Source organism: Chlamydia suis (genome assembly GCF_900169085.1).
Classification (GTDB): domain Bacteria; phylum Chlamydiota; class Chlamydiia; order Chlamydiales; family Chlamydiaceae; genus Chlamydia; species Chlamydia suis.
Genome location: NZ_LT821323.1, coordinates 180,141 through 200,567, shown reverse-complemented (window position 1 = coordinate 200,567; position 20,427 = coordinate 180,141). Strand labels below are relative to the sequence as shown.

Sequence of the window (20,427 nt, the reverse complement as noted above, 5' to 3'; positions counted from 1 at the left end):
ATTTTATGGAGAGAGTGATCACGTGTATTCAGAAAAAAAGCTTTCTTTACTCTTTTAAAGGAGAAGAAGCCGAGAGACTGTATAAAACAAAAAAAACACAGGTTTTTTAAATCAAGCACAAAAAAACCGACTCAAAAGAGTCGGTCTTGTCTCTTGTGCCAAAAAATATCCATTAATATTGAAATGGAGCTTTCTTATACTCATCATGAATAACGCGAACAGACCTACCATCAAACAAAAATGTTGTATCCAAATAATCTTGTGGAAACTGTTCTCCAAACGCGGTTACCGTTGCTTCCGAAGAGACCGCATCCCAGATCATAGAATAGTACCCCTTGATGGGCAGGACTGGCCGGGAACATCCTTCTTCTCTACGAACAATCCATGCATAAGCAACCTCTGGAAAACTTACGCAACTATCTTGGATTAAATAGGGGCGCACTTTAACGGGCACAAGATCATATACCCCCTCTCGTCTGCGACAAGATAGGAAATCTTCTTCGTTCAAACATAAAACTAACGCGGTGCAACAAGATCCTGGAGCATACGCTAAATTTAAAACTGCACGATTCAACGGGCCGTCTAACTCTGTCACTCGATTTAGACTTCCAATCGTTTCGATGCTGTAATTAAACACGCGTACATAATCACATATCCAAACCGGACTTGGATCTTTTACAAGAGAGGTAATGGTTTTTTTCAACGAGGCAGGATTCATTAAACTGCCATAAGCAAGAATAGGAACATGATCTCCTGTTCCTAATTTGGAACATAATTTTTTCCAGATCTCTTTAGACTCCTCATCTACACGAGCAATCACTTCTGGATCTCGGTTCGCTTTTGTTAATACCTGTTCAAAAGTATACGCAGCAAGAAAAGAACCGTCCGACAACTCTATAGAAGACGCATGCCCTATCAGGCTCAGACTAAGAAAAAAAGAAACTATTTTTGTTCGCATTGCCTTCTCCTCTAGAAAAAAAGCTTCGGGGAACCTCGCAAAAAAATTACAGAGAGTTTACCAGAAAAACCCTGCCTTCTGAAGATTAAAAAAATTTTTGCCGCCATTAAAAACTTTTTCGAAAAAAGAGCTTAGATCTCTTCTATTCAGCAAGCAACATTTCGATAGCGTGACAGATTTTTCCAACTCCAGATCCAATTAGCACGGTGCCAACGCCTAAGCAACAACTACTTACAACTAAACAAGACTGCGAGGGCGGAGCCCAAAGCAATAAAAGTAATGCGCCAACAACAAAAAGTAGAAGACCAATAACCATAAGCGCTATGGCTGTGACATTATGCTCTCTTTCAGGCTTTCCATCTGGTGTACAACCTGGAAAGACAGAGTCCGTCTTAGGAAAAAGACTTGCAGAAACAATCATATTCTTAGAAAAAAAAGAAATCCTAACGAAAAACCAAATACTTCTCAAGGCGTCTCTGAATTAGTAGCGAATACGACAATATTCTCCGCCCAAAAAATCGTCCATAGGGTCATAATCATAAAGGTCTCCCGTCGCTACCAACTCTTTCATGACCGCGTGTAAACATAAACAAGCCAATCTGTTGCCTTCATTAGGAAGCAGCCCTAATTTAGCGCTTAACAACTGAGGAAGATTCCCCAGCAAAATCTGTCTAAGCAAGATTGGTGAACGACTAAGTAGAAACGTTCCTTCCGAACAGACCTGTTGTTTCTCTTGGTTATGTATTTGGTAAATGCCTAGACAAATTTTCTCAAGCAGAGAAGAAGTCTCTCTCCCGCTAAAGGCCATCCATTGTTTGTCTGAGAAGCTTGTTAATCGCTCTTGCGCATCCGAAGACAAGGTCCCCAGGAAAGAGCTCCCCGGTTGAACCGCCGACTTCAAAGTTTCAAAAATTTTAATAGAAAATCTCCAAGCTTCAGGAGTTATATACGGCGCACAATTACGTGATAGAGACACATTCTTTTTTTTACAAAACTCTTGGTGCCCAAGTACATGTTTAAAAAAGGCCAGCCCCTTATTGATTGAATTCTCTACCTCTTTCTTAGAGAATGGAATGCGCAGCTTCTCTGCTTCTGTAATTAAAAGTTCTTTATGCATAGGGAACATCACCGCCAATTCTTCAATAGGACAAGGGTGAGGATCCCAGGAAAAGGTTTCTAGATCGACAAGAGCAATTCGTCCTTCCCCTTCTTGAATGAATAAAGGCAGATTATCATATCTTGGAAAAAGCCATCGATCTTGCACCTTTAGAGCTAAAGGAAAATTGTCTGTTGGAGCATCCGTTTCCGCAACAAGATCTCGGCAATGCACTTTTTTGAAAAGAAACAAAAGCTCTTTAATCGCTTCATCAAAAGCTTCCGGGTTTTCTTTGTACAAGCACATAGAATCGACATATATAGAAACCGGAAGTCTTTCCTCAAAGAGTACCTCTTTGAATACCCTGGCGCGAGGAACATACAACCGTTTTATATCCAGTTGGGCAAGAACTTTTCGCATAGAGAAAATATTATGCCATCGATCGCGAGCATCTGAAATCCCCACATGTTTTGCTATTAAAGAAGGGTATTGTTTCGAAGTATACACTAACGAACGCCCTTCCAGTACACGGGGATATTTTCCCCCGAGCAATAAATTCCAGCCCCAGTTTTTACACTTCAAATAGGTTTTTTGATTGAGTAGATGATTACGAACAAGAAAGCCTCTGCAAAATTTTTGTAGAGTTACAATACGTTGTTCTTGACCACGATACGTCTCCAAAGCTTGTTTTTGCTCGCATTGATAACGAAGACGGTCGTGTAAGGAAGTTTGGTACGTTGAAGAAAATTTGTAAGCTAACAAGCCTAACACTGCGGCCAATAACATTAATGGCCCAGTTAGAAGGCAAACCACAATATTCACAATGCGTTGGCAACAAGAAACCTCGGCATGAGAAAACCCATAAGAATCGTGGTTAGGGATTTTTTTTACATGATATAAACCATTCATCCCTCTTGCTATGCTGTGTAGAAAAAAATTCCCCGTCTTCTCTAAAAAATCTGGTCCAGCATCCCTGCAACAAGATTTATCAAATGACACAAACATTTAAGGCCTCAGATCAAAAATAAGGCGTCGATTTTTGCCTCAAAAACTAGATTTTGTTAAGGAATTTTTATCCTTAAAATAATTAAAACAACCTCCCCTTTTCTATTGTATTTGCAACTTAAAGAGTTACATTCAAATTGCTTCTAATCTTTGCAAAGAAAATAAAAAAAACGCTTAACAACAACAAGCTTCTTACCTACCCTCTCATCACTTTTTACAAACCGCAAAGAGAAAAAACCATGATCGTCACTTTTGATAAATACTGTGCCCCGAAACTCGGCCCAGATGCTTTCGAACGTTTAGGAAACATGCTTCTCTATCCAATCGTTCGAGGATTTGGGTCGCTTATATCTGTAAAAACCATTGGAAAATCCAGCCTGCCCTTCTTTTCTGAAAAAACCATTTTGCTGTGCAAACGCATTATTTGTATTGTTTGCTGCATTTTGGCTGCTCCTATTGCCTGTCTGCTCGTTCTAGCGGGGCTCATCTCGTACACATGTTCCACAACCTATCAACATACATTCAAACTCTTTGAAAACTATTTTGCTATGCGTAAGCAAATTCAAGAAGATTTCCCAGAAAAACTCTCCCCTATAATCACCCTACAAAAACATGTACGTAGCTATGTAACAAGAAAACCCTTAATCCAAAAAGAACTGTTCCCAGAGTATAAAGCCATTTGCGACGCCATCTTAACCAATGATCTTTCTGATATTACTTGCTGTAGTAAAACTGGGGATCTTGTCTACACTTCCAAGCGATGTCCTTCTCTTTTATTCAAAAAAATCGGGGCATCTCGAGCCAGACAACACATTTTCGACAATATGGCACTCAATAATTGTTTAGCCAAAACAGGAGTGAATAGCCTGCAGATCTTACCTGCAAGCTGCTATAAAGACTTCCTAATAGAAGAAAAACCGTTTGGACACGGGGCCATCGACACTCTTATAGCTTATCGTTTAAATCCTTATTTGTTCGATCAAGCTATAAAAAACCTCTGCAAACTATTGCATTTTTATCACTTCCCCGAGCTGTTTACAAAATCAAGCGAATTACCGAAAGCCTCCGCTTATTCCAAACTTCTGCTAGGGTTTGAAGACAGCAATCCTAATCTTACGCAAGATCCTTCTTCTCTCAATCCTATTATTTATCTCACAGGAATCCATCATATCTTAGAAGAACCTACTCCTTCTTTAGCAGAAAAGCTCTCCCATCTTTTCCCTTATCACAAATCTCTTATTCAAAAAGAGGTCGCGGACCTAAAGGCCTTTACAACTCTGAAAATGCCTATTCCGAAACGCAAAATAGCCTCGTCTTCTCTCGAAGAAGCTTCTCATTCTAAAGCTCTCTAAAGAATAGAATCGCATCTTATTAAAAAAATTCTTACCCTTTTGCAAACAATCGTTGTCAAGGTGTTCCCAACGAGAAGTAAGCACATTTTGTCAAAATCTTAGTGAAGAGATTTTCGTATTTTTTAGGATGCCTTGATTCTTACCTGGAGATAAGATTTTCTTTCTCTATGAGGCAGACTCTCTGTCTGCCTCTTCATCTCAAATAAGAAACTGTTTTTACAAAAATTTAACTTTGTAAATTATTAAACAATAAATCACCCCCCCCCCGATTAAATAAAACACATTTGTATTAAAATGCTTACTAAAAAAAGAAAACGCTTTGTTAACTATCGAATAGTTTCAAAACGAAAAAAGATTTTTTCACCACAACTTTCTATAACTCCTACGTTTTAGAGCCCGCTCTTTTCTAAGTTAATATCTCCACACAACGTTCGAACTACAGAAAAAACGCAAACACTTCTTCCCTAGAAGAACCTCTTAAAAAAAGCCTCTTTATTAATCAGGCTTTTTTCAAGAGATGAAGCTTAAACGCTTAATAAACTACAAATCCTGATCCAGGCTCTCTTAGAAAGCTTGCATCCTAGAGTATAGGGCACAACTATGCGAATACAAGAATTAGGAAACCAACTCAACAGTTACTGGGATTGCGACTCTTCTGACAGCGATTCAGAAGAATCGCTGGTCGACGGTTCTCGTTTTGGAGCTTGTGGCGGGATTACTCCGGCTCCCTTAAACGACTTGAATAGCCAGAGTATTTCTACTCTCGCACCCCTAACAATTCAAAACATTCCAGCCCCTTCTTCTTTGAATCCTAATGCTCAAGAGTTTGTCCCTCGCACGCTCTCTACTGCACCTATTAACAATCCAAACACAACTTCCGCTCTTTTACCTATCGCCCGCTCTTGTTTAAATATTCCTTCCAGCGAAACACCTTCTACTCACAACCCACAAACACTTTCTACTATTCAGAGATTCCCTGGAGATCCGGGAAGAATTCAGCAATACTTTATTTCTGTTTTTTCCGCTCACCCACAACCTCTACCTCACACAGACCCCATTCGAATGATCTGTGATACCATCCGATTTGCTAAAGACAACATTCTCATCCGAACCTATATACTTTCTTCTCAGGAGATTAAACAGGCTATCATTGATAAAGCCAACCAGGGCGTCCCTATAACAGTGGAATACGACAATATTCTCTGTCGAGAAGAGTTAGCACATTATCCTAATATCACCCTCATCTGTAGAAATCGCAATAAAATGCTTTTGCATAAAAAAACTGTTCTTGTAGATAGGCGATACGTCATCATCAGCACAGGAAACTTCGCAGAAAAATCTCTGCGAAGAGATATTAACTGCACACTAAGAATAGACAGCCCTGCTCTATGCTCTCTAATAGCAAACGAGAGTCCCGGATCTTGTCAGGTGGGGACCCAATTCATCACCTACTATCCTTTGCACAAACGATTTACGCTAGATGTCACTATGATTACCGATATGATTCGCAACGCAAAGAAAAAAATTTTCCTTGCTGTGAATGTTTTATCCTTTAGAGACATTTTACGCGCTCTTGAAGAAGCCCATCAACGAGGGGTGAAACTTAAGGTTGTCGTAGACTCTGCCAGAAAGCAGATAGCTTATGACATGATGCAACGAGCAGGATGCACGTTCCCGCTTTGTGCCAGCACTTGCTTTGGCTATCTGCACTGTAAACTAGCCTTAATTGATGGGAGAGATCTCATCATAGGGTCTCCTAACTGGAGCGTTAGCGGTCTGAATGGCAATTACGAAGACCTTATAGTAGTCCGAAACCTTGGTAACTTCATACGCCACCACATAGAGCGCTTCAGTTCTTTCATTAGACATAACAGTGAGCTCGTAACTCCAGAGAATGTAACTACTCGATTAGCTTTTACAGAGGAAGAAGATCGCGATAGTCAATAATAATTAAATAACACAGAAAAAACACAAACGTTTCTTCCCTAGAAGAACCTCTTAAAAAAAGCCTCATTATTAATCGGGCTTTTTTCAAGAGATCAAGCGTACCACGCTTAATAAACTACAAACCCAGATCCAGGCTCTCTTAGAAAGCTTGCATCCTAGAGTATAGGGCACAACTATGCGAATACAAGAATTAGGAAACCAACTCAACAGTTACTGGGATTGCGACTCTTCTGACAGCGATTCCTCTGAATCGCTGGTCGACGGTTCTCGTTTTGGAGCTTGTGGAGGGATTGCTGCGGCTCCTTTAAACAACTTGAACTTGAATAGCACTCTTTCTACTCTCGCACCCCTAACAATTCAAAATATTCCAGCCCCTTCTTCTTTGAATCCCAATGCTCAAGAGTTTGTCCCTCGCACGTTCTCCACTGCACCTACTAACAATCCAAACACAACTTCCGCTCTTTTACCTATCGCCCGCTCTTGTTTAAATATTCCTTCCAGTGAAACACCTTCTACTCATAACCCACAAACACTTCCTACTATTCAGAGATTCCCTGGAGATCCGGGAAGAATTCAGCTAGGCTTTATTTCTTCTTTTTCCGCTCACCCACAACCTCTACCTCACACAGACCCCATTCGAATGATCTGTGATACCATCCGATTTGCTAAAGAGCATGTTCTCATCCGAACCTATATACTTTCTTCTCAGGAAATTAAACAGGCTATCATTGATAAAGCCAGTGAGGGCATCCCTATAACACTGGAATACGACAATATTCGCTGTCTAGAAGAGTTATCACATTGTCCTAATATCACCCTCATCTGTAGAAATCAGAATAAAATACTTTTGCATAAAAAAACTGTACTTGTAGATGGGCGACACGTCATCATCAGCACAGGAAACTTCGCAGAAAAATCTCTGCGAAGAGATGTGAACTGCACACTAAGAATAGACTGCCCACCTCTATGCTCTCTAATAGCACAAGAGCGTGCCGGATCTTGTCGGGTGGGGAACCAAACAATCACCTACTATCCTTTGCGCAAACGATTTACGACAGATATCAGCATGATTACCGATATAATTCGCGGCGCACAGAAAAAAATTTTCCTTGCCATGAATGTTTTATCCTTTAGAGAAATTTTATGCGCTCTTGAAGACGCCCATCGACGAGGGGTGAAAGTTAAGGTTATCGTAGACTCTGCCAGAAAGCGGTTGGCTTATGACATGATGCAACGAGCAGGATGCACGTTCCCGCTTTTTGCCAGCACTTGCTTTGGCTATCTGCACTGTAAACTAGCCATAGTTGATGGGAGAACTCTCATCACAGGGTCTCCTAACTGGAGCGTTAGCGGTTTTAATACCAATTACGAAGACCTTATAGTAGTCCGAAACCTTGGTCACTTCACACGCCGCGACATAGAGCGCCTCGGTTCTTTCATTAGAAATAACAGTGAGCTCGTAACCGCAGAGAATGTAGATAATCGATTACCTCCTTTTTCAGAGGCAGAAGATCGCGATAGTCAATAGTAATTAAATAACACAGAAGTTCCTGAAGACACCGTCAATATGCTTCGTGCTCACTTATCCCCCATAGAACAAGCTTTTTTAAGCTTGAAATTCCTTAACCTAAATATATAACCCAGAAAATATTATGTGTAATCCTAACTTTTGGCCCTCTTTACTGAGCCGCTGTCCAGATTTAGATATCTACACAGACTGGTCTCAAAATACAGAAACACCCTCAGAACCTTCAGGGATTCAACCAGTCCAACAGGAATCTCATCAATCTCTACCTTCAACCCTTAATCCCAATGCTCCAGAGTTTATCCCCTCTTTTTTGAGAAATCCTTACCAAAATAGAGCGCCAGAAGCTCCTTTGCAAAGTCAAATAGAATGGATCCCTAATCCTCTTAGTTCATCCGTTGAAGAAGCTGCGGCACCAGCGGATCCTGTTGTTCGTCCTAAGCAATACAATAACACCATGCGGGTAGCGGTATCAACCAGTCTCTGCTCTCAGCGAACACTTAATGTGCACTCAGAAAAAACGCTCGAACCAACTCCCCTAGCCCCCATTCAAATTTTAGCTCAAGAATGTGGTCACGATCTAACGGAAGAGATTTGCAAAGCAATAAGATCAGCTCAAAGCAGTATCCGAATGAAAATTTATAGCCTTTCTTCAAAAACTATCCTGAGAGCGCTTGCTCAAAAAGCTTCGGAAGGAGTTCCTGTTTGGATCCATTACCAACTCATACAAAATCATGAACAGTGTGGTCTCGATAAACATCCCTTAGTTCACCTACAGCCTAACACCAAAACGCATACCAATCTCCAACATAAAAAAGAGCTTATTATAGATCAGAAACTAGCCATCCTAGGATCTGCAAACTTTACTCATGGAGCTTTGACGGGAGATGTCAATTGCTTGATTAAGGTTCTAAGTCCAGAGCTCTGTCGTCTCATGAAACAAAATCGATCAGGAGACTGCCCTGTTGGCGAACGCAATTGCCGCTATCTCTCTCTCTATCGCCTTGGTCCCGACGCTGCGCCCGAAATTATCCGGCACATTGATAACGCTAACCACTCAATTAGACTAATGATGTTTGTTCTTTCTCACGAAAGAATTTTACAAGCTTTAGATAGGGCTCATCGACGAGGAGTCGAAGTAGAGATTATTGTAGATACCCAACACCGTAAAGCTGCTTTTGACATACTACAAAAGCTCCACTCTGGCATTAAGATATTCGAAGGAACCACTTGTGGACTAGTTCATTGTAAAATGTGCATTGTAGACAACACTCTTATTGTTGGGTCTGTCAACTGGAGTAATAAAGGATTTTTGCATAATACAGAAAATCTTTTCTTCATACCCCAACTGTCTCCACAAGAACACGCCTCATTATCCCAAATCTGGTATCAAACACTCGCTCATAGCGAACTTGTAACCTCTGAAAATGTCACAATAAGACGCACTTTAGCATCTCTACGCCCATACCGCGCACAAACCTCTTCCCCAGACTCAGAAGATTAATTCAAGCTATACTTTAGAGCCGCGATAGATCGCTTATTTATCCTCTCGATCAATCGCGGCATACTGACTCAACACTTTCGCCCAATGAAAAAATTTACAAAAAACGAAACGCAAATCTATACTGATGAGCCCTTTAAATAAAAACAGTCTATTGTATGTCATTCCCTCTAACCCCTTCTCTTTCGGGAGGATATCAACAGGTCCCGAATCCCCAACCACAAACTCCAGTTCCTTCTCCTGTAAAACTTCCTCTCTCCTTGACTTTGGGGACTTCTCGCATCCCCATAACTTTTGGGCCTTCTCGCGATGGAGAGTACCACCTTTTTATATCTTCTCCTCCAACAAACCCTAATCCTCTCCCATCCCCAGAGTCTACAGATACTGAGGTCCCGCCTTGTCCCCCAAGAAGACCGCTTTTCATGCGTTGTACAGATGGACGCTACTACCCTCAAGTCCATATACCAACAGCGCGTAAACCTCTTAAATTATATAACAAACCTTATCCTTCCCCTCATCGAAACCGGGTTCCACCCAGATTTGCTAACCCATCTCATCCTCTTCCGCGTGACTTATCTCCAGGCGTTCCTATGGGAGTGTGTTTGACAAGCTTGGCCATCTCGGCTTGCGCTACACGAGCAATACAGCCACCGTCTCCTTTCCCAGAACCTCCAGCCAAACCATTACTGAAAAGATCCCACTCTTGCTGAACCAGTTAAGGATTAGCGATTTTTATGCGCTTAAGTGAGTTGCAACTCTGGTCTTTGAGGGAGCGCTTCCCTCTCAACGAATGGATCTCCCAACCTTTATCCAGGATCCCCGCGCGAAGGACACTCCCAACATCATCCGCCCCGCCAACACCTCCTCCCTATGAGGGGGAGACGGCGAAAAAAGAGCGGATATTATTAACACTAACTCGGCCTGCATCATCAGCCTTACTTCCCTATTTTCGTCCACCAGTCCCAGAACCTATCAGCTTCTTCTCCTGGCACTGTGGACATGATGCTCCTAATATTATCAGGAATGCCATCCTCTCCGCGACCTCTTCTATTCTTATTCGTATTTTTAATCTATCTTCTAAAAACATCATTCAAGCCCTAGTCTTGAAATCTTCTCAATCAGTACCCATATCTATTCACTATCATCATATGCCTAAGGAAGCTCTTCAAGAACTCTCCCCAACCAACATACAGCTCATCCCTTTTCAAGGAAGCAAACGCGTGCTTCTCCACAAAAAAACGCTTCTCATAGATCACCAACTGGTCATCACAGGAACAGGAAATTTCACGGACATTTCTTTACAATCAGATGTTAACCTTATGGTACAAATCCATAACGACGATCTTTGCTCTTTAATGGAGCGTCATCAAGCTGGCTGCGTTTCTGTAGGACAACAAGAGGTTTGCTACTGTCCTATGAATAGAAAAGGGTGTGGTAATGAAGGACAAATTTTAAAAGAAATTCGCAAAGCTAAAAGTTCGATTCAAATTGGGATGTACATCCTCACGCAAAAAAATGTTCTTGCTGCTCTTCATGAAGCAGCAACAGAACGCGCGGTTCTTGTCACAATCATTATCGACCCCGAAGCAAAAAGACAAACTTTCCAACTATTAAAATCCTTAAAATCTAAAATCTCCGTGAGAGAGGGGACTTGTTCTGCTCTCATGCACAACAAAGTCTGCATCATTGATCATGAAACAGCCATTCTAGGGTCTGCCAATTGGTCTAGACGAGGTCTAAACACTAATCAAGAAGACTTATTGATTATCAAACCTCTTACGGAAAGTCAAAAAGAGGTGCTAGCTACCTGGTGGAACTTCCTTTGTGATCAAAGTATTGTTTTAACGGAAGAAGGAGCTGAAAAATGTCTGATCAAAAGAGATGATAAGGATTTGCTAGAACCTTCCTAAATCCGGTTAAGTAAACTCTTCACCCGTTGCGTAAAAATCGAAGCTAAAGGGAAAATAGTGCCTTTTCTCTCCAAAGAAACGGCAACAGGTACTATGAGTATAAATAACAATCTCCCTTGGGGCTGTAGAATGGTTGCCCCCCCCCCAAGAGCAAAACACTCGTAATCAAGGTCCTCGAAACCCCTCTTTTATACCGAGTTTCCCTCCCCCGCATTCTCCCCTTGTAAATACCCACACTTTTTCCACCGCAGCAGCAGCACGCGCTCTCCCTTCAGAAGAAGAAGCTAAAACATCCAGAGTATGCCGGTCGAAACTGCAAAGAGCCGAAGCCCTTCAACCCCAGCTTCCCCAAACCATCCCTTCCAGTCTACCCTGCAGCTCTCTTACCTTATACTCTAAATACAGCGATCAAAAACCTTTGGATGTCATTTGCTCATCCATTGAACAAGCTCAACAAGAACTGCGACTAAAAATTTATATCCTGGATTCCGACGCAATTATCGAAGCTCTTAAACGACAAGTTGGTAACGGCAAAAAACTGTGTCTATACTACCAATTTTTACCAGATGGAGTAACCTTCCCTCAAACGAGTTCTTGTCATCTCACTCGATTTGATCATCGCGGAGGAGCCATTCAACATAAAAAACATCTCTCTATCGACACCGACACCACTATTCTAAGCTCTGGAAATTTCACCGACTCCTCGTTACAGGACGATATTAACATAACCCTAAAAATTATTTGTCCTCACCTCTATCAATGTATTCGTAGTGATCGAGCGGGATCTTTCTCGCTATCAGATCAACAGACAGTGACCTATTATCCGCTCAAACGCAACGCTTATAATGGGATGCCCATCATTGTTTCAGCTTTGAATCAAGCGAAGACCTCAATAAAGGTTGCTCTCCTTACTTTAGCAAACCAAGAAGTTCTAAAAGCCCTTGCCGCAGCTAAAGAACGAGGCGTTTCTGTTGAAATCGTCATTGATCGTGGCAAAAGATCTAGCACAGTACAAGCTCTGCGCAGCGGGGACCCTTCTGTGCAACAGCTTCCCGTCCAAACATGGGAAGGAGCCTGTACTCTTCATTGCAAAATAGGGATTATCGATGACACTACTCTCATCACAGGGTCTGCCAACTGGACAAAACGAGGGCTAGAAAGCAATCTGGAGGACTTGATAATCGTTACCCCAATTTCCTCTCAGAATCTAGCAACCCTTCGCGTTCTATGGCAGCAGATTTCCTCATTAACAGCTCCTCTTTCCTTGGATGATGATTGCTTAAAAACCGAGTCAGAACAGATCCAAAGCGCAGAGGCTCTCGAACGATTTAATAGCCGTTTCGCAGCCTGTAAAATTACCTCTGATACCAAGCGCTCTTCTAAACACAAGACAAGCGGCTCCAGCTCTCGTAACAAAACGTAATTCTCGCGCGCATCAGAAAATATAAAGATCTTTGAGGAATTTTCCGTTCTGTATCCCCGCTTTTAGAATAAGATTTTATTGAACAAATAAGAACTCATAAAACAAAAACGCCGATTATTTATACTTATTCGGCGTAAATTTGTTGGTAGTTATGAGCATAAATAGAAACTCTAATTATTCACCTTATCAAGAGTCGTCGGTTTCAGATTCCCCTCCCCCTTTACAAAGAGGCCCACAGGCATCCCCAGAAGAGGTAGGAGCTTATTTTATTTCTCCTGAAGAGCTCCCACAGCATGAATTAGCTGCTGCGATAGAAAATCTGTCTCTGGGTCTACAGACTTCCAATCTTAATCCCAACGCGGCAGAATTCACACCTAGAGCCGGCTCTACCGCAACATCTCATCAATTCGAGCAATTTTGCCTACCTTACTCATCCACCTCTCCCCAGAATGAGCCCTTCTTACGCTATTTAGACTCCCTAGATCTATACACTGACTGCCCCCATAATCCTTATGCCCCTTACGAAGGACCTTTTGTATGCGCCCCACACACACACCCTTATCCTGACGATACAGAAAGCCCACAAGAAGAACCCTGTAATAGAAACGCTCTAGAAGAAGGCGCCTTAGTCACGCATTTTGCCGCACACTCCACACCTTTTCTCTCAAAAACTCCCTCTACGCCCCACTTACCAGGAGAAGCCCTTCAACTCTTCTCTACACAATCAGGAGAATCTTCTTTAGATGTGATCTGTGATTCTATTCGCCTTGCACAAACAGAGCTTTTCTTCTGTATTTACAAAATCTCCTCTCCAAAAATTATAGAGGCTATTTTAGAACGAGCGAATGCTGGCGTTCGCGTGCTTTTACAATACCAATTTATTTCCAACCATGAATCCCTACTTTCCCACCCCAATGTTATCTTGCAACAATTTGAGTCACGACGAGCCGCTTTGCTGCATCGCAAAAATGTAGTGATCGATAATTGGCTAGCTATTCTCGGTTCTGCTAATTTTGCAGACGGAGCTTTCACCCGTGATACAAACCTTTTAGCAATAGTTAAAAGCCCTTCTCTCTGTCAGCGTATACAGGAGCGCAGCTCTGGCCCATGCACTGCAGGCCTTCAACAATTAGATTACTATATCCTCACTCGACATAAAAGCTCCAGAACCCTGCAAAATATTGTAGCTGCTATACGCTCTGCTGATAAAACGATTCGACTTGCTATGTTTATTCTCTCAAATAGAACGATCCTAGCCGCCCTACACGAAGCCGCACAAAGAGGCGTTCAAGTCTCTGTTATTGTAAACCCTCGCGATAAACACACGCCTTTCGAATTCTTAAATGCCCTAGGCTCTTCAGTAGACCTTTATGAAGGAGTCTGCGAGGGATTTCTACATTGCAAAGCTTGCTGTATAGACCTCAAAACCCTCATTCTAAGCTCTGCCAACTGGACGAGAAGAGGGGTACAGTTCAATATCGAAGATCTTCTTATTGTCCATAAGCCGACCCGTAGACAGCTCGCCGTCTTCTTTAATCTGTGGGGAGAGCTTCTCTCTTCGAGTCGTTTGGTCACGGCTGAGAATGCATTCGAACACAAAAATAAACCTTCTTCTTCCCCTGAAGAAGACGAATAAACTTGTTCTTCTCTAAGAAAAAAGCAGCCCGCACAGGGCTGCTTGTCCTTTCTAACAAATTAGGCCTGTCTCCAGAAAACTCTGAATATCGTTCTCAAGGGCGCCTCCGCTTCCAATCTGAAACCACTCATAACGATCCGATTCCTCCGCCGCGCCCTGCAAAAAACAAGGATCTGCTGCTTGTATCTCCGCTAACGCCCAAACAACTCCTCGCCATCCAAGAAATATGGAGCTGGCTATCTCACAATAGCTCCTTCCTGTAATCTTGCAATTATCTTATAAAATTTAAAATTCAAAACAACATCTATTAAAAACTTAAAACAAACCAATTAAAAACAAAAACAAATCGAATTGAAATCAACCAAATCAAACAACTATAATTGACAATCCAACAAAAAAAACTAAGTACAAAACATGTGTTCTCCTTGTTCGTCAAGACAGGCTCACTCGAGTCACAGCTCTTCATCTATTAGCTGCGCAAACTCATCTAGTACTAGCAGAAGGTCTGCCCCTTCCCGCAAAGAAGACCCTGTAGCCGCCGCCATATCAAGCATTTATAAAAACGGAGATTGGAGTTCTCGAGTTATCTATGACTACAGTCACGGAACAGCCCCTCGTCGACGCATCTCCTCCAGAGGCACAAGAAGCGGAAGCTCGTCCCCCGCTTGTGAGCGGACCCTCTATACCATAGAACGCCTTCGCTCATCCTCAGAAGGGTATAAAACAAGAAGCTGGCGTGCGAGTTCTTCACCTCGACACGAAACATCTCGCTCTCGCGACCCCCTATCTCCTCAACCCTCCACCTCTTACGCAACCACACACTCTCTCTCTACTAGTCCAAAAAAATCAACAAAACGGAGACAACCTTCCAAAGGCGGCCCCACACACAAGGTTCCCAGAGTTCTTGGGCACAAAGAACTGATTACCTTCTTCTCTGCGCACCAAAAGATCAATAATAAACCTTTAGACACTCTTTGTAGCTTGATCCGAAATGCTAAAAAGAACGTCTTTTTGAAAATATACCACATTTCCTCTCCTCAAATTCTTCAGGCTCTAATTGAAGCTGCTGATCGCGTTTCCACAGTCGTGCGTTACCAACAAGGAGACCAAGTTCGGGGGATATTCGCAGGATCTGCTGTCAAACTTAACAAAAGAGACAGTCGTGCCCTGTTACATAAAAAGTCCGCTTTTGTCGATTATAAAAAAATATTTGTGAGCACAGGGAATTTCACAGACCGTTCGCTTACACAAGATTATAACCTTGCTATGCTTGTACACAATGCTCCCCTGTGTGCTCAAGTAGCATCCAGTACCCATGCAACGACGGTTGTTGGAAATCAGACTATCACCTACTGTCCGATCAACCAGCAATCTGGAGGGAAGCCTCTCCAGCCAATTCTTTCTTCTATTGCCAAAGCAAAACACACCATCCGTATTGCAATGTACATCTTCTCTCATCAAAGAATCCTTAAAGCGGTGGGGGCAGCTGCTAGAAGAGGTGTGGATGTACAAATAGTTATCGATCCACGAGAAAAGAGAAACACCTTTAAGATTGTTGAAGAAAATAACCTTCCGTTAACGATTAGGGAGTGTGCCCGAGGAGGAATTTTACATACGAAAATGTGCTGCATCGATAACAGAACCCTAATCATAGGATCTCCTAACTGGACGAAATGCGGCTTATCGAGAAATTTGGAAGATTTATTTGTTATTCAAAACCTGACAGAACTGCAACTACAGTCTCTCCGTGAATTGTGGCGAGCTATTCAAGAAAGCTCGGAACCTCTCACAAAAGAATCTTCCCTGCTTCCTCCTCGAACACTAAAGCAGATTAAAGACGAAGAAGAAGATCTTATGTACGATCCGGGAGAAGGAACCTCTTCTACAAGGTGAGGAGTGTATCTCGCAGAGACAAAACTCAACAAAATATTGCCGTTCCTAGAAGAAGCCTCGTTCTAAGGCTTCTTCTTTCTTCCCTAGCCCTTTCCCTCCGATCCCGCTCAGGGTCTACCCGAAGCACAGCTTTATTAAAAAAAACAATTTTTTAAACATCTACAAGCTGTCTGTTTTCTGAAAACCCAACTTATCATTACCTTCCAAGTTGTAGTGAAAAAACACCAAACCTTCGATCAAAAAACTCTTCATCATTAACACAGCCAACTAGTCTCCTCGGATGTAAGGATTTCTCCTTACTCTATGCGTAACTTTCCCGGACCTATATTAAACGAACAACTAACAAAAATTGGGAGTTATCTCCGCTTCGACAATTCTTCAAAAACTTACGATGTTTTCACTAGAGCAAATAGTGTTTTTCTCTTTAAGCAAGGAATTTTACAAAAAAAAAACACACCAATTCAAAAAACTGTTACACGTCCTTCTCTGAAAAGAAATTAAGTGTTTATAAAAAACACTAAAAGCAAAACAAACAATGTTGAACCCAATACAAACTCAATTTAAAATGCTTTCGCAAAAAAATAAAAATTAAAAACTCTTGGTTATGAGTATCCATCGTTCTTCCGGCTCTCATCGTCATGTTAGTAGCCACCACCACAGCAGGGGCCATTCTAATCCCCGTTCCAGCACCCCCTCCCATCGGGAGCGCACAGCCGCATCTGTTTCAAGAGCTTACAGATCTTCTACACATCATCACGATCCCCGAGACTATAGACAAGCTCGCGCAGAATCTCGGCGGCACGCCGTAGAGCATTATACTCCTAGCTATAGAAGACACTCCCCCCAACTAACGGATTCAAGAGATCGCGTATCCGCAGCCTCTACGCGCCATATTTCACCCAACCACTCTCCATCAAGAAGGGACCGGGATACGCGCATTTCCGAAGCTTCCTCACACCGCTCCTCACGCTCTCACCACACCGACTCTTCTCGTCGCGATAGACGAAGTTCCTCCACTTCTCATCGCGATAGAAGAAGTTCCTCACGCCCAACCTCATCAAGGAGACCTGCAAGCGGTAGCGTTCCCCGCCCGTTAACACAAGAAGAACTTGTTACCTTTTTCTCCGCGCATCAAAGTACAAATAACAATCCAACAAAGGCGATTTGTAAAGCGATTCTCTCTGCCAAAAGACTGGTTCGCATGAAGATGTATACAATCTCATCACCAGAGATTATCCAGGCTCTAATCAAGGCCTCTCAACACACACCCGTTCGTGTGCACTATCAAGAATCTCCCAACATAGCAGATCTCTGTAAGGGAAGCTCTGTGGAGCTACTCTCTTCGGAAGCAACATCTCTTTTCCATAAAAAAACCACTTGTATTGATGATAAAATTGTATTCGTTGGATCAGCTAACTATACTACTCTCTCTCTTCAACACGATGTCAACTGGACCTCTAGAATCTCAGATCCCGAGGCTTGCAGAAGCATCCTTACTACGCGCAAAAAATTTATCTACTTAGGAGGAGGCCAGCACCTTACTTACGTTCCTTCTTCCAGTCACTCCCATGGACAGCTTAAGAACTTCCTTCTCAAATATATTGATGAAGCTAAATTCGAGATTCGCATTGCTGTGTATGTCTTTACGGTTCCCGATCTGTTTATCGCTCTAGCTAAAGCTGCTGGAAGAGGAGTGCGCGTTAAAATTATCATCGATTCTCGTCAAAAAGCTATTACCTATAATATAGCAAGCAAAACCACACCACCACTTCCTGTGTATGAGCGAACTCATGACGGAGTGCTACACACCAAGATGTGTTGCATTGACAATAAAATTCTTATCTGGGGATCCGCTAACTGGAGCACGGGCGGTTTTACGAAAAATGCAGAAGATTCCTTCATCCTTTGCCCTGCATCCCAAACACAACTGGACGCTTTCAATGACATCTGGAAGTTCTTAGAGTCCAATAACACTCTCATCACCGAGGACACTGCCAAAATTCCTCTTCGACCCAAACGATCGGCAGAGGAAGCTCTAGCAACACTCTCTTCCCCAATAGACGACGACCCTGGAGAGGGCACTTCACAAGGCCCTTGTGTCAAACGAAAACGCTGAAATCAACAAAAAGCATCCCGATAAAGAGATCGCTGCTAGACACCACCCTCCCTTTATTTGTTCTTAATTGGGAGAGTTCTATAACAGGCGAGCTAAGCCGGGATGCGCACTGTAATGAAACATTGTGGTTCATGATTTAAAAGAAAAAACCAATAAGGAATTTTACAAAAAAAAACACGCCAATTCAAAAAACTGTTACACACCCTTCTCTGAAAAGAAATTAAGTGTTTATAAAAAACACTAAAATCAAAACAAACAATGTTGAACCCAATACAAACTCAATTTAAAATGCTTTCGCAAAAAAATAAAAAAACAAAAAACTCTTAGTTATGAGTATCCATCGTTCCGACTCTCATCGTCATGTTAGTAGACACCACCACAGCGGGGGCCATTCTAGTCACCGTTCCAGCACCCCCTCCCATCGGGAGCGCACGGCCAGATCTGTTTCAAGAGCTTACAGATCTTCTACACATCATCACGATCCCCGAGACTATAGACAAGCTCGCGCAGAATCTCGGCGGTACACCTTAGAGAGTTATACTCATAGCTATAGAAGAAGACACTCCCCTCAACTAACGGATTCAAGAGATCGCGTATCCGCAGTCACTTCGCGCCATATTTCACCCAACCACGCTCCATCAAGAAGGGACCGGGATATGCGCGTTTCCGAAGCTTCCTCACACCGCTCCTCACGCTCTCACCACACCGACTCTTCTCGTCGCGATAGACGAAGTTCCTCACGCCAAACCTCATCAAGGAGACCTGCAAGCGGTAGCGTTCCCCGCCCGTTAACACAAGAAGAACTTGTTACCTTTTTCTCCGCGCATCAAAGTACAAATAACAATCCAACAAAGGCGATTTGTAAAGCGATTCTCTCTGCCAAAAAACTGGTTTGCATGAAGATGTATAAGATCTCATCGCCAGAGATTATCCAGGCTCTAATCAAGGCCTCTCGACACACACCCGTTCGTGTGCAATATCAAGACTCTCCCAACATAGAAGATCTCTGTAAGGGAAGCTCTGTGGATCTAATCTCCTCGGAAACAACAGCTCTTTTCCATAAAAAAACCACTTGTATTGATAATAAAATGGTATTCGCTGGATCAGCTAACTATACCCCACTCTCTCTTCAATACGATGTCAACTGGACCTCTAAAATCACAGATCCCGAGGCTTGCAGAAGTATCCTTACGGCGCAAAAAAAATCTACCTACTTAGGAGGAGGCCAGACCCTTACTTACGTTCCTTCTTCCAGACAATACCATGGACAGCTTAAGAACATCCTTCTCAAACATATTGATGATGCGAGATCCAATATTCGCGTTGCTGTGTATGTCTTTACGGCTCCCGATCTGTTTGCCGCTCTAGCTAGAGCTGTTAGAAGAGGAGTGCGCGTTAAAGTTATCATCGATCCTCGTCAAAAAGCTATTGCCTATGGTGTGGCAAGCAAAACCACACCACCACTTCCTGTGTATGAGCGAACTCATGACGGAGTGCTACATACCAAGATGTGTTGCATTGACAATAAAGTTATTTTCTGGGGATCCGCTAACTGGAGCACAGGCGGTTTTAGGATAAATGCAGAAGATTCCTTCATCCTTTGCCCTGCGTCCCAAACACAACTGGACGCTTTCAATGACATCTGGAGGTTCTTAGAGTCCAATAACACTCTCATCACCGAGGAGACTGCCAAAATTCCTCTTCGACCCAAACGATCGGCAGAGGAAGCTCTAGCAACACTCTCTTCCCCATTAGACGACGACCCAGAAGAGGGCACTTCACAAGGCCCTTGTGTCAAACGAAAACGCTGAAATCAACAAAAAGCCTCCCGATAAAGAGATCGCTGCTAGACACCACTCTCCCTTTATTTGTTCTTAATAGAACTTGTTGAGTTGTTTGAGTATTCCTTCCCCCGATCCAGCATAATTGGGAGAGCTCTATAAACAGATAAATTCCTTGTTCTAGCTACGAATAGAGCTTTTCCGATTAGCGATTAGAAAGAGCCTTTACCTTATACTTTCGTAAGGCTGGTTATTCAGTTTTCACAAAAGTTTTTTAATGACAA

Annotated in this window: 15 protein-coding genes and 1 pseudogene; 11 read left to right on the top strand and 5 right to left on the bottom strand. The window is 42.6% G+C overall.

Annotated elements, in window-relative coordinates:
- Positions 1–172: 172 nt before the first annotated feature.
- The 3 genes from B6E89_RS00895 to B6E89_RS00885 all read right to left on the bottom strand — a co-directional run bounded on the left by B6E89_RS00895 (position 173) and on the right by B6E89_RS00885 (position 3,059).
- The gene (locus B6E89_RS00895; protein ID WP_035405795.1) at positions 173–958 is read right to left on the bottom strand and encodes a gamma-glutamylcyclotransferase family protein; all 786 of its coding nucleotides are present in this window, start codon (positions 956–958) and stop codon (positions 173–175) included.
- 142 nt (positions 959–1,100) lie between these two features.
- The gene (locus tag B6E89_RS00890) at positions 1,101–1,379 is read right to left on the bottom strand and encodes a hypothetical protein (protein WP_080132895.1); all 279 of its coding nucleotides are present in this window, start codon (positions 1,377–1,379) and stop codon (positions 1,101–1,103) included.
- 60 nt (positions 1,380–1,439) lie between these two features.
- Positions 1,440–3,059, bottom strand: coding sequence for a hypothetical protein (locus B6E89_RS00885; protein ID WP_080132894.1), 1,620 nt, complete (start codon positions 3,057–3,059; stop codon positions 1,440–1,442).
- 239 nt (positions 3,060–3,298) lie between these two features.
- On the opposite strand from B6E89_RS00885, the pseudogene B6E89_RS05030 reads away from it, so the two are divergent.
- The 4 genes and pseudogenes from B6E89_RS05030 to B6E89_RS00865 form a co-directional block, all read left to right on the top strand.
- Positions 3,299–3,535, top strand: a pseudogene (locus B6E89_RS05030) (hypothetical protein); the annotation flags it as partial.
- Positions 3,536–5,011: 1,476 nt separating this feature from the next.
- Positions 5,012–6,358, top strand: a complete 1,347-nt coding sequence (locus B6E89_RS00875) for a phospholipase D-like domain-containing protein (protein WP_080132893.1) — start codon at positions 5,012–5,014, stop codon at positions 6,356–6,358.
- A gap of 175 nt (positions 6,359–6,533) precedes the next feature.
- Positions 6,534–7,886 carry a phospholipase D-like domain-containing protein gene (locus B6E89_RS00870; RefSeq protein WP_080132892.1) on the top strand — a complete coding sequence of 451 codons (1,353 nt, stop codon included), beginning with the start codon at positions 6,534–6,536 and terminating at the stop codon, positions 7,884–7,886.
- 124 nt (positions 7,887–8,010) lie between these two features.
- Positions 8,011–9,387 (top strand): phospholipase D-like domain-containing protein, encoded by a 1,377-nt coding sequence (locus B6E89_RS00865; RefSeq protein WP_080132890.1) that lies wholly within the window; start codon positions 8,011–8,013, stop codon positions 9,385–9,387.
- 33 nt (positions 9,388–9,420) lie between these two features.
- Here the strand turns inward: B6E89_RS00865 and B6E89_RS05020 are convergent, their stop codons facing one another.
- Positions 9,421–9,549, bottom strand: coding sequence for a hypothetical protein (locus B6E89_RS05020; protein ID WP_257616609.1), 129 nt, complete (start codon positions 9,547–9,549; stop codon positions 9,421–9,423).
- 31 nt (positions 9,550–9,580) lie between these two features.
- Positions 9,581–9,808, bottom strand: a complete 228-nt coding sequence (locus tag B6E89_RS04940) for a hypothetical protein (RefSeq protein WP_143290825.1) — start codon at positions 9,806–9,808, stop codon at positions 9,581–9,583.
- 310 nt (positions 9,809–10,118) lie between these two features.
- On the opposite strand from B6E89_RS04940, the gene B6E89_RS00855 reads away from it, so the two are divergent.
- The 7 genes from B6E89_RS00855 (at position 10,119) to B6E89_RS00820 (ending at position 20,173) form a co-directional block, all read left to right on the top strand.
- Positions 10,119–11,294: a phospholipase D-like domain-containing protein gene (locus tag B6E89_RS00855; RefSeq protein WP_080132887.1), complete on the top strand. Its 1,176-nt coding sequence runs from the start codon at positions 10,119–10,121 to the stop codon at positions 11,292–11,294.
- Between the two features lie 133 nt (positions 11,295–11,427).
- Entirely contained in the window at positions 11,428–12,717 is a 1,290-nt protein-coding gene (locus B6E89_RS00850; protein ID WP_080132884.1) for a phospholipase D-like domain-containing protein, read from the top strand.
- Between the two features lie 151 nt (positions 12,718–12,868).
- Positions 12,869–14,353, top strand: a complete 1,485-nt coding sequence (locus B6E89_RS00845) for a phospholipase D-like domain-containing protein (RefSeq protein WP_080133253.1) — start codon at positions 12,869–12,871, stop codon at positions 14,351–14,353.
- 2 nt (positions 14,354–14,355) lie between these two features.
- Entirely contained in the window at positions 14,356–14,616 is a 261-nt protein-coding gene (locus tag B6E89_RS00840) for a hypothetical protein (RefSeq protein ID WP_080132882.1), read from the top strand.
- 151 nt (positions 14,617–14,767) lie between these two features.
- The gene (locus B6E89_RS00835) at positions 14,768–16,246 is read left to right on the top strand and encodes a phospholipase D-like domain-containing protein (RefSeq protein ID WP_080132879.1); all 1,479 of its coding nucleotides are present in this window, start codon (positions 14,768–14,770) and stop codon (positions 16,244–16,246) included.
- Between the two features lie 604 nt (positions 16,247–16,850).
- The gene (locus B6E89_RS00825; protein WP_080132874.1) at positions 16,851–18,362 is read left to right on the top strand and encodes a phospholipase D-like domain-containing protein; all 1,512 of its coding nucleotides are present in this window, start codon (positions 16,851–16,853) and stop codon (positions 18,360–18,362) included.
- Positions 18,363–18,691: 329 nt separating this feature from the next.
- Entirely contained in the window at positions 18,692–20,173 is a 1,482-nt protein-coding gene (locus tag B6E89_RS00820) for a phospholipase D-like domain-containing protein (RefSeq protein ID WP_080132873.1), read from the top strand.
- Positions 20,174–20,427: the final 254 nt, after the last annotated feature.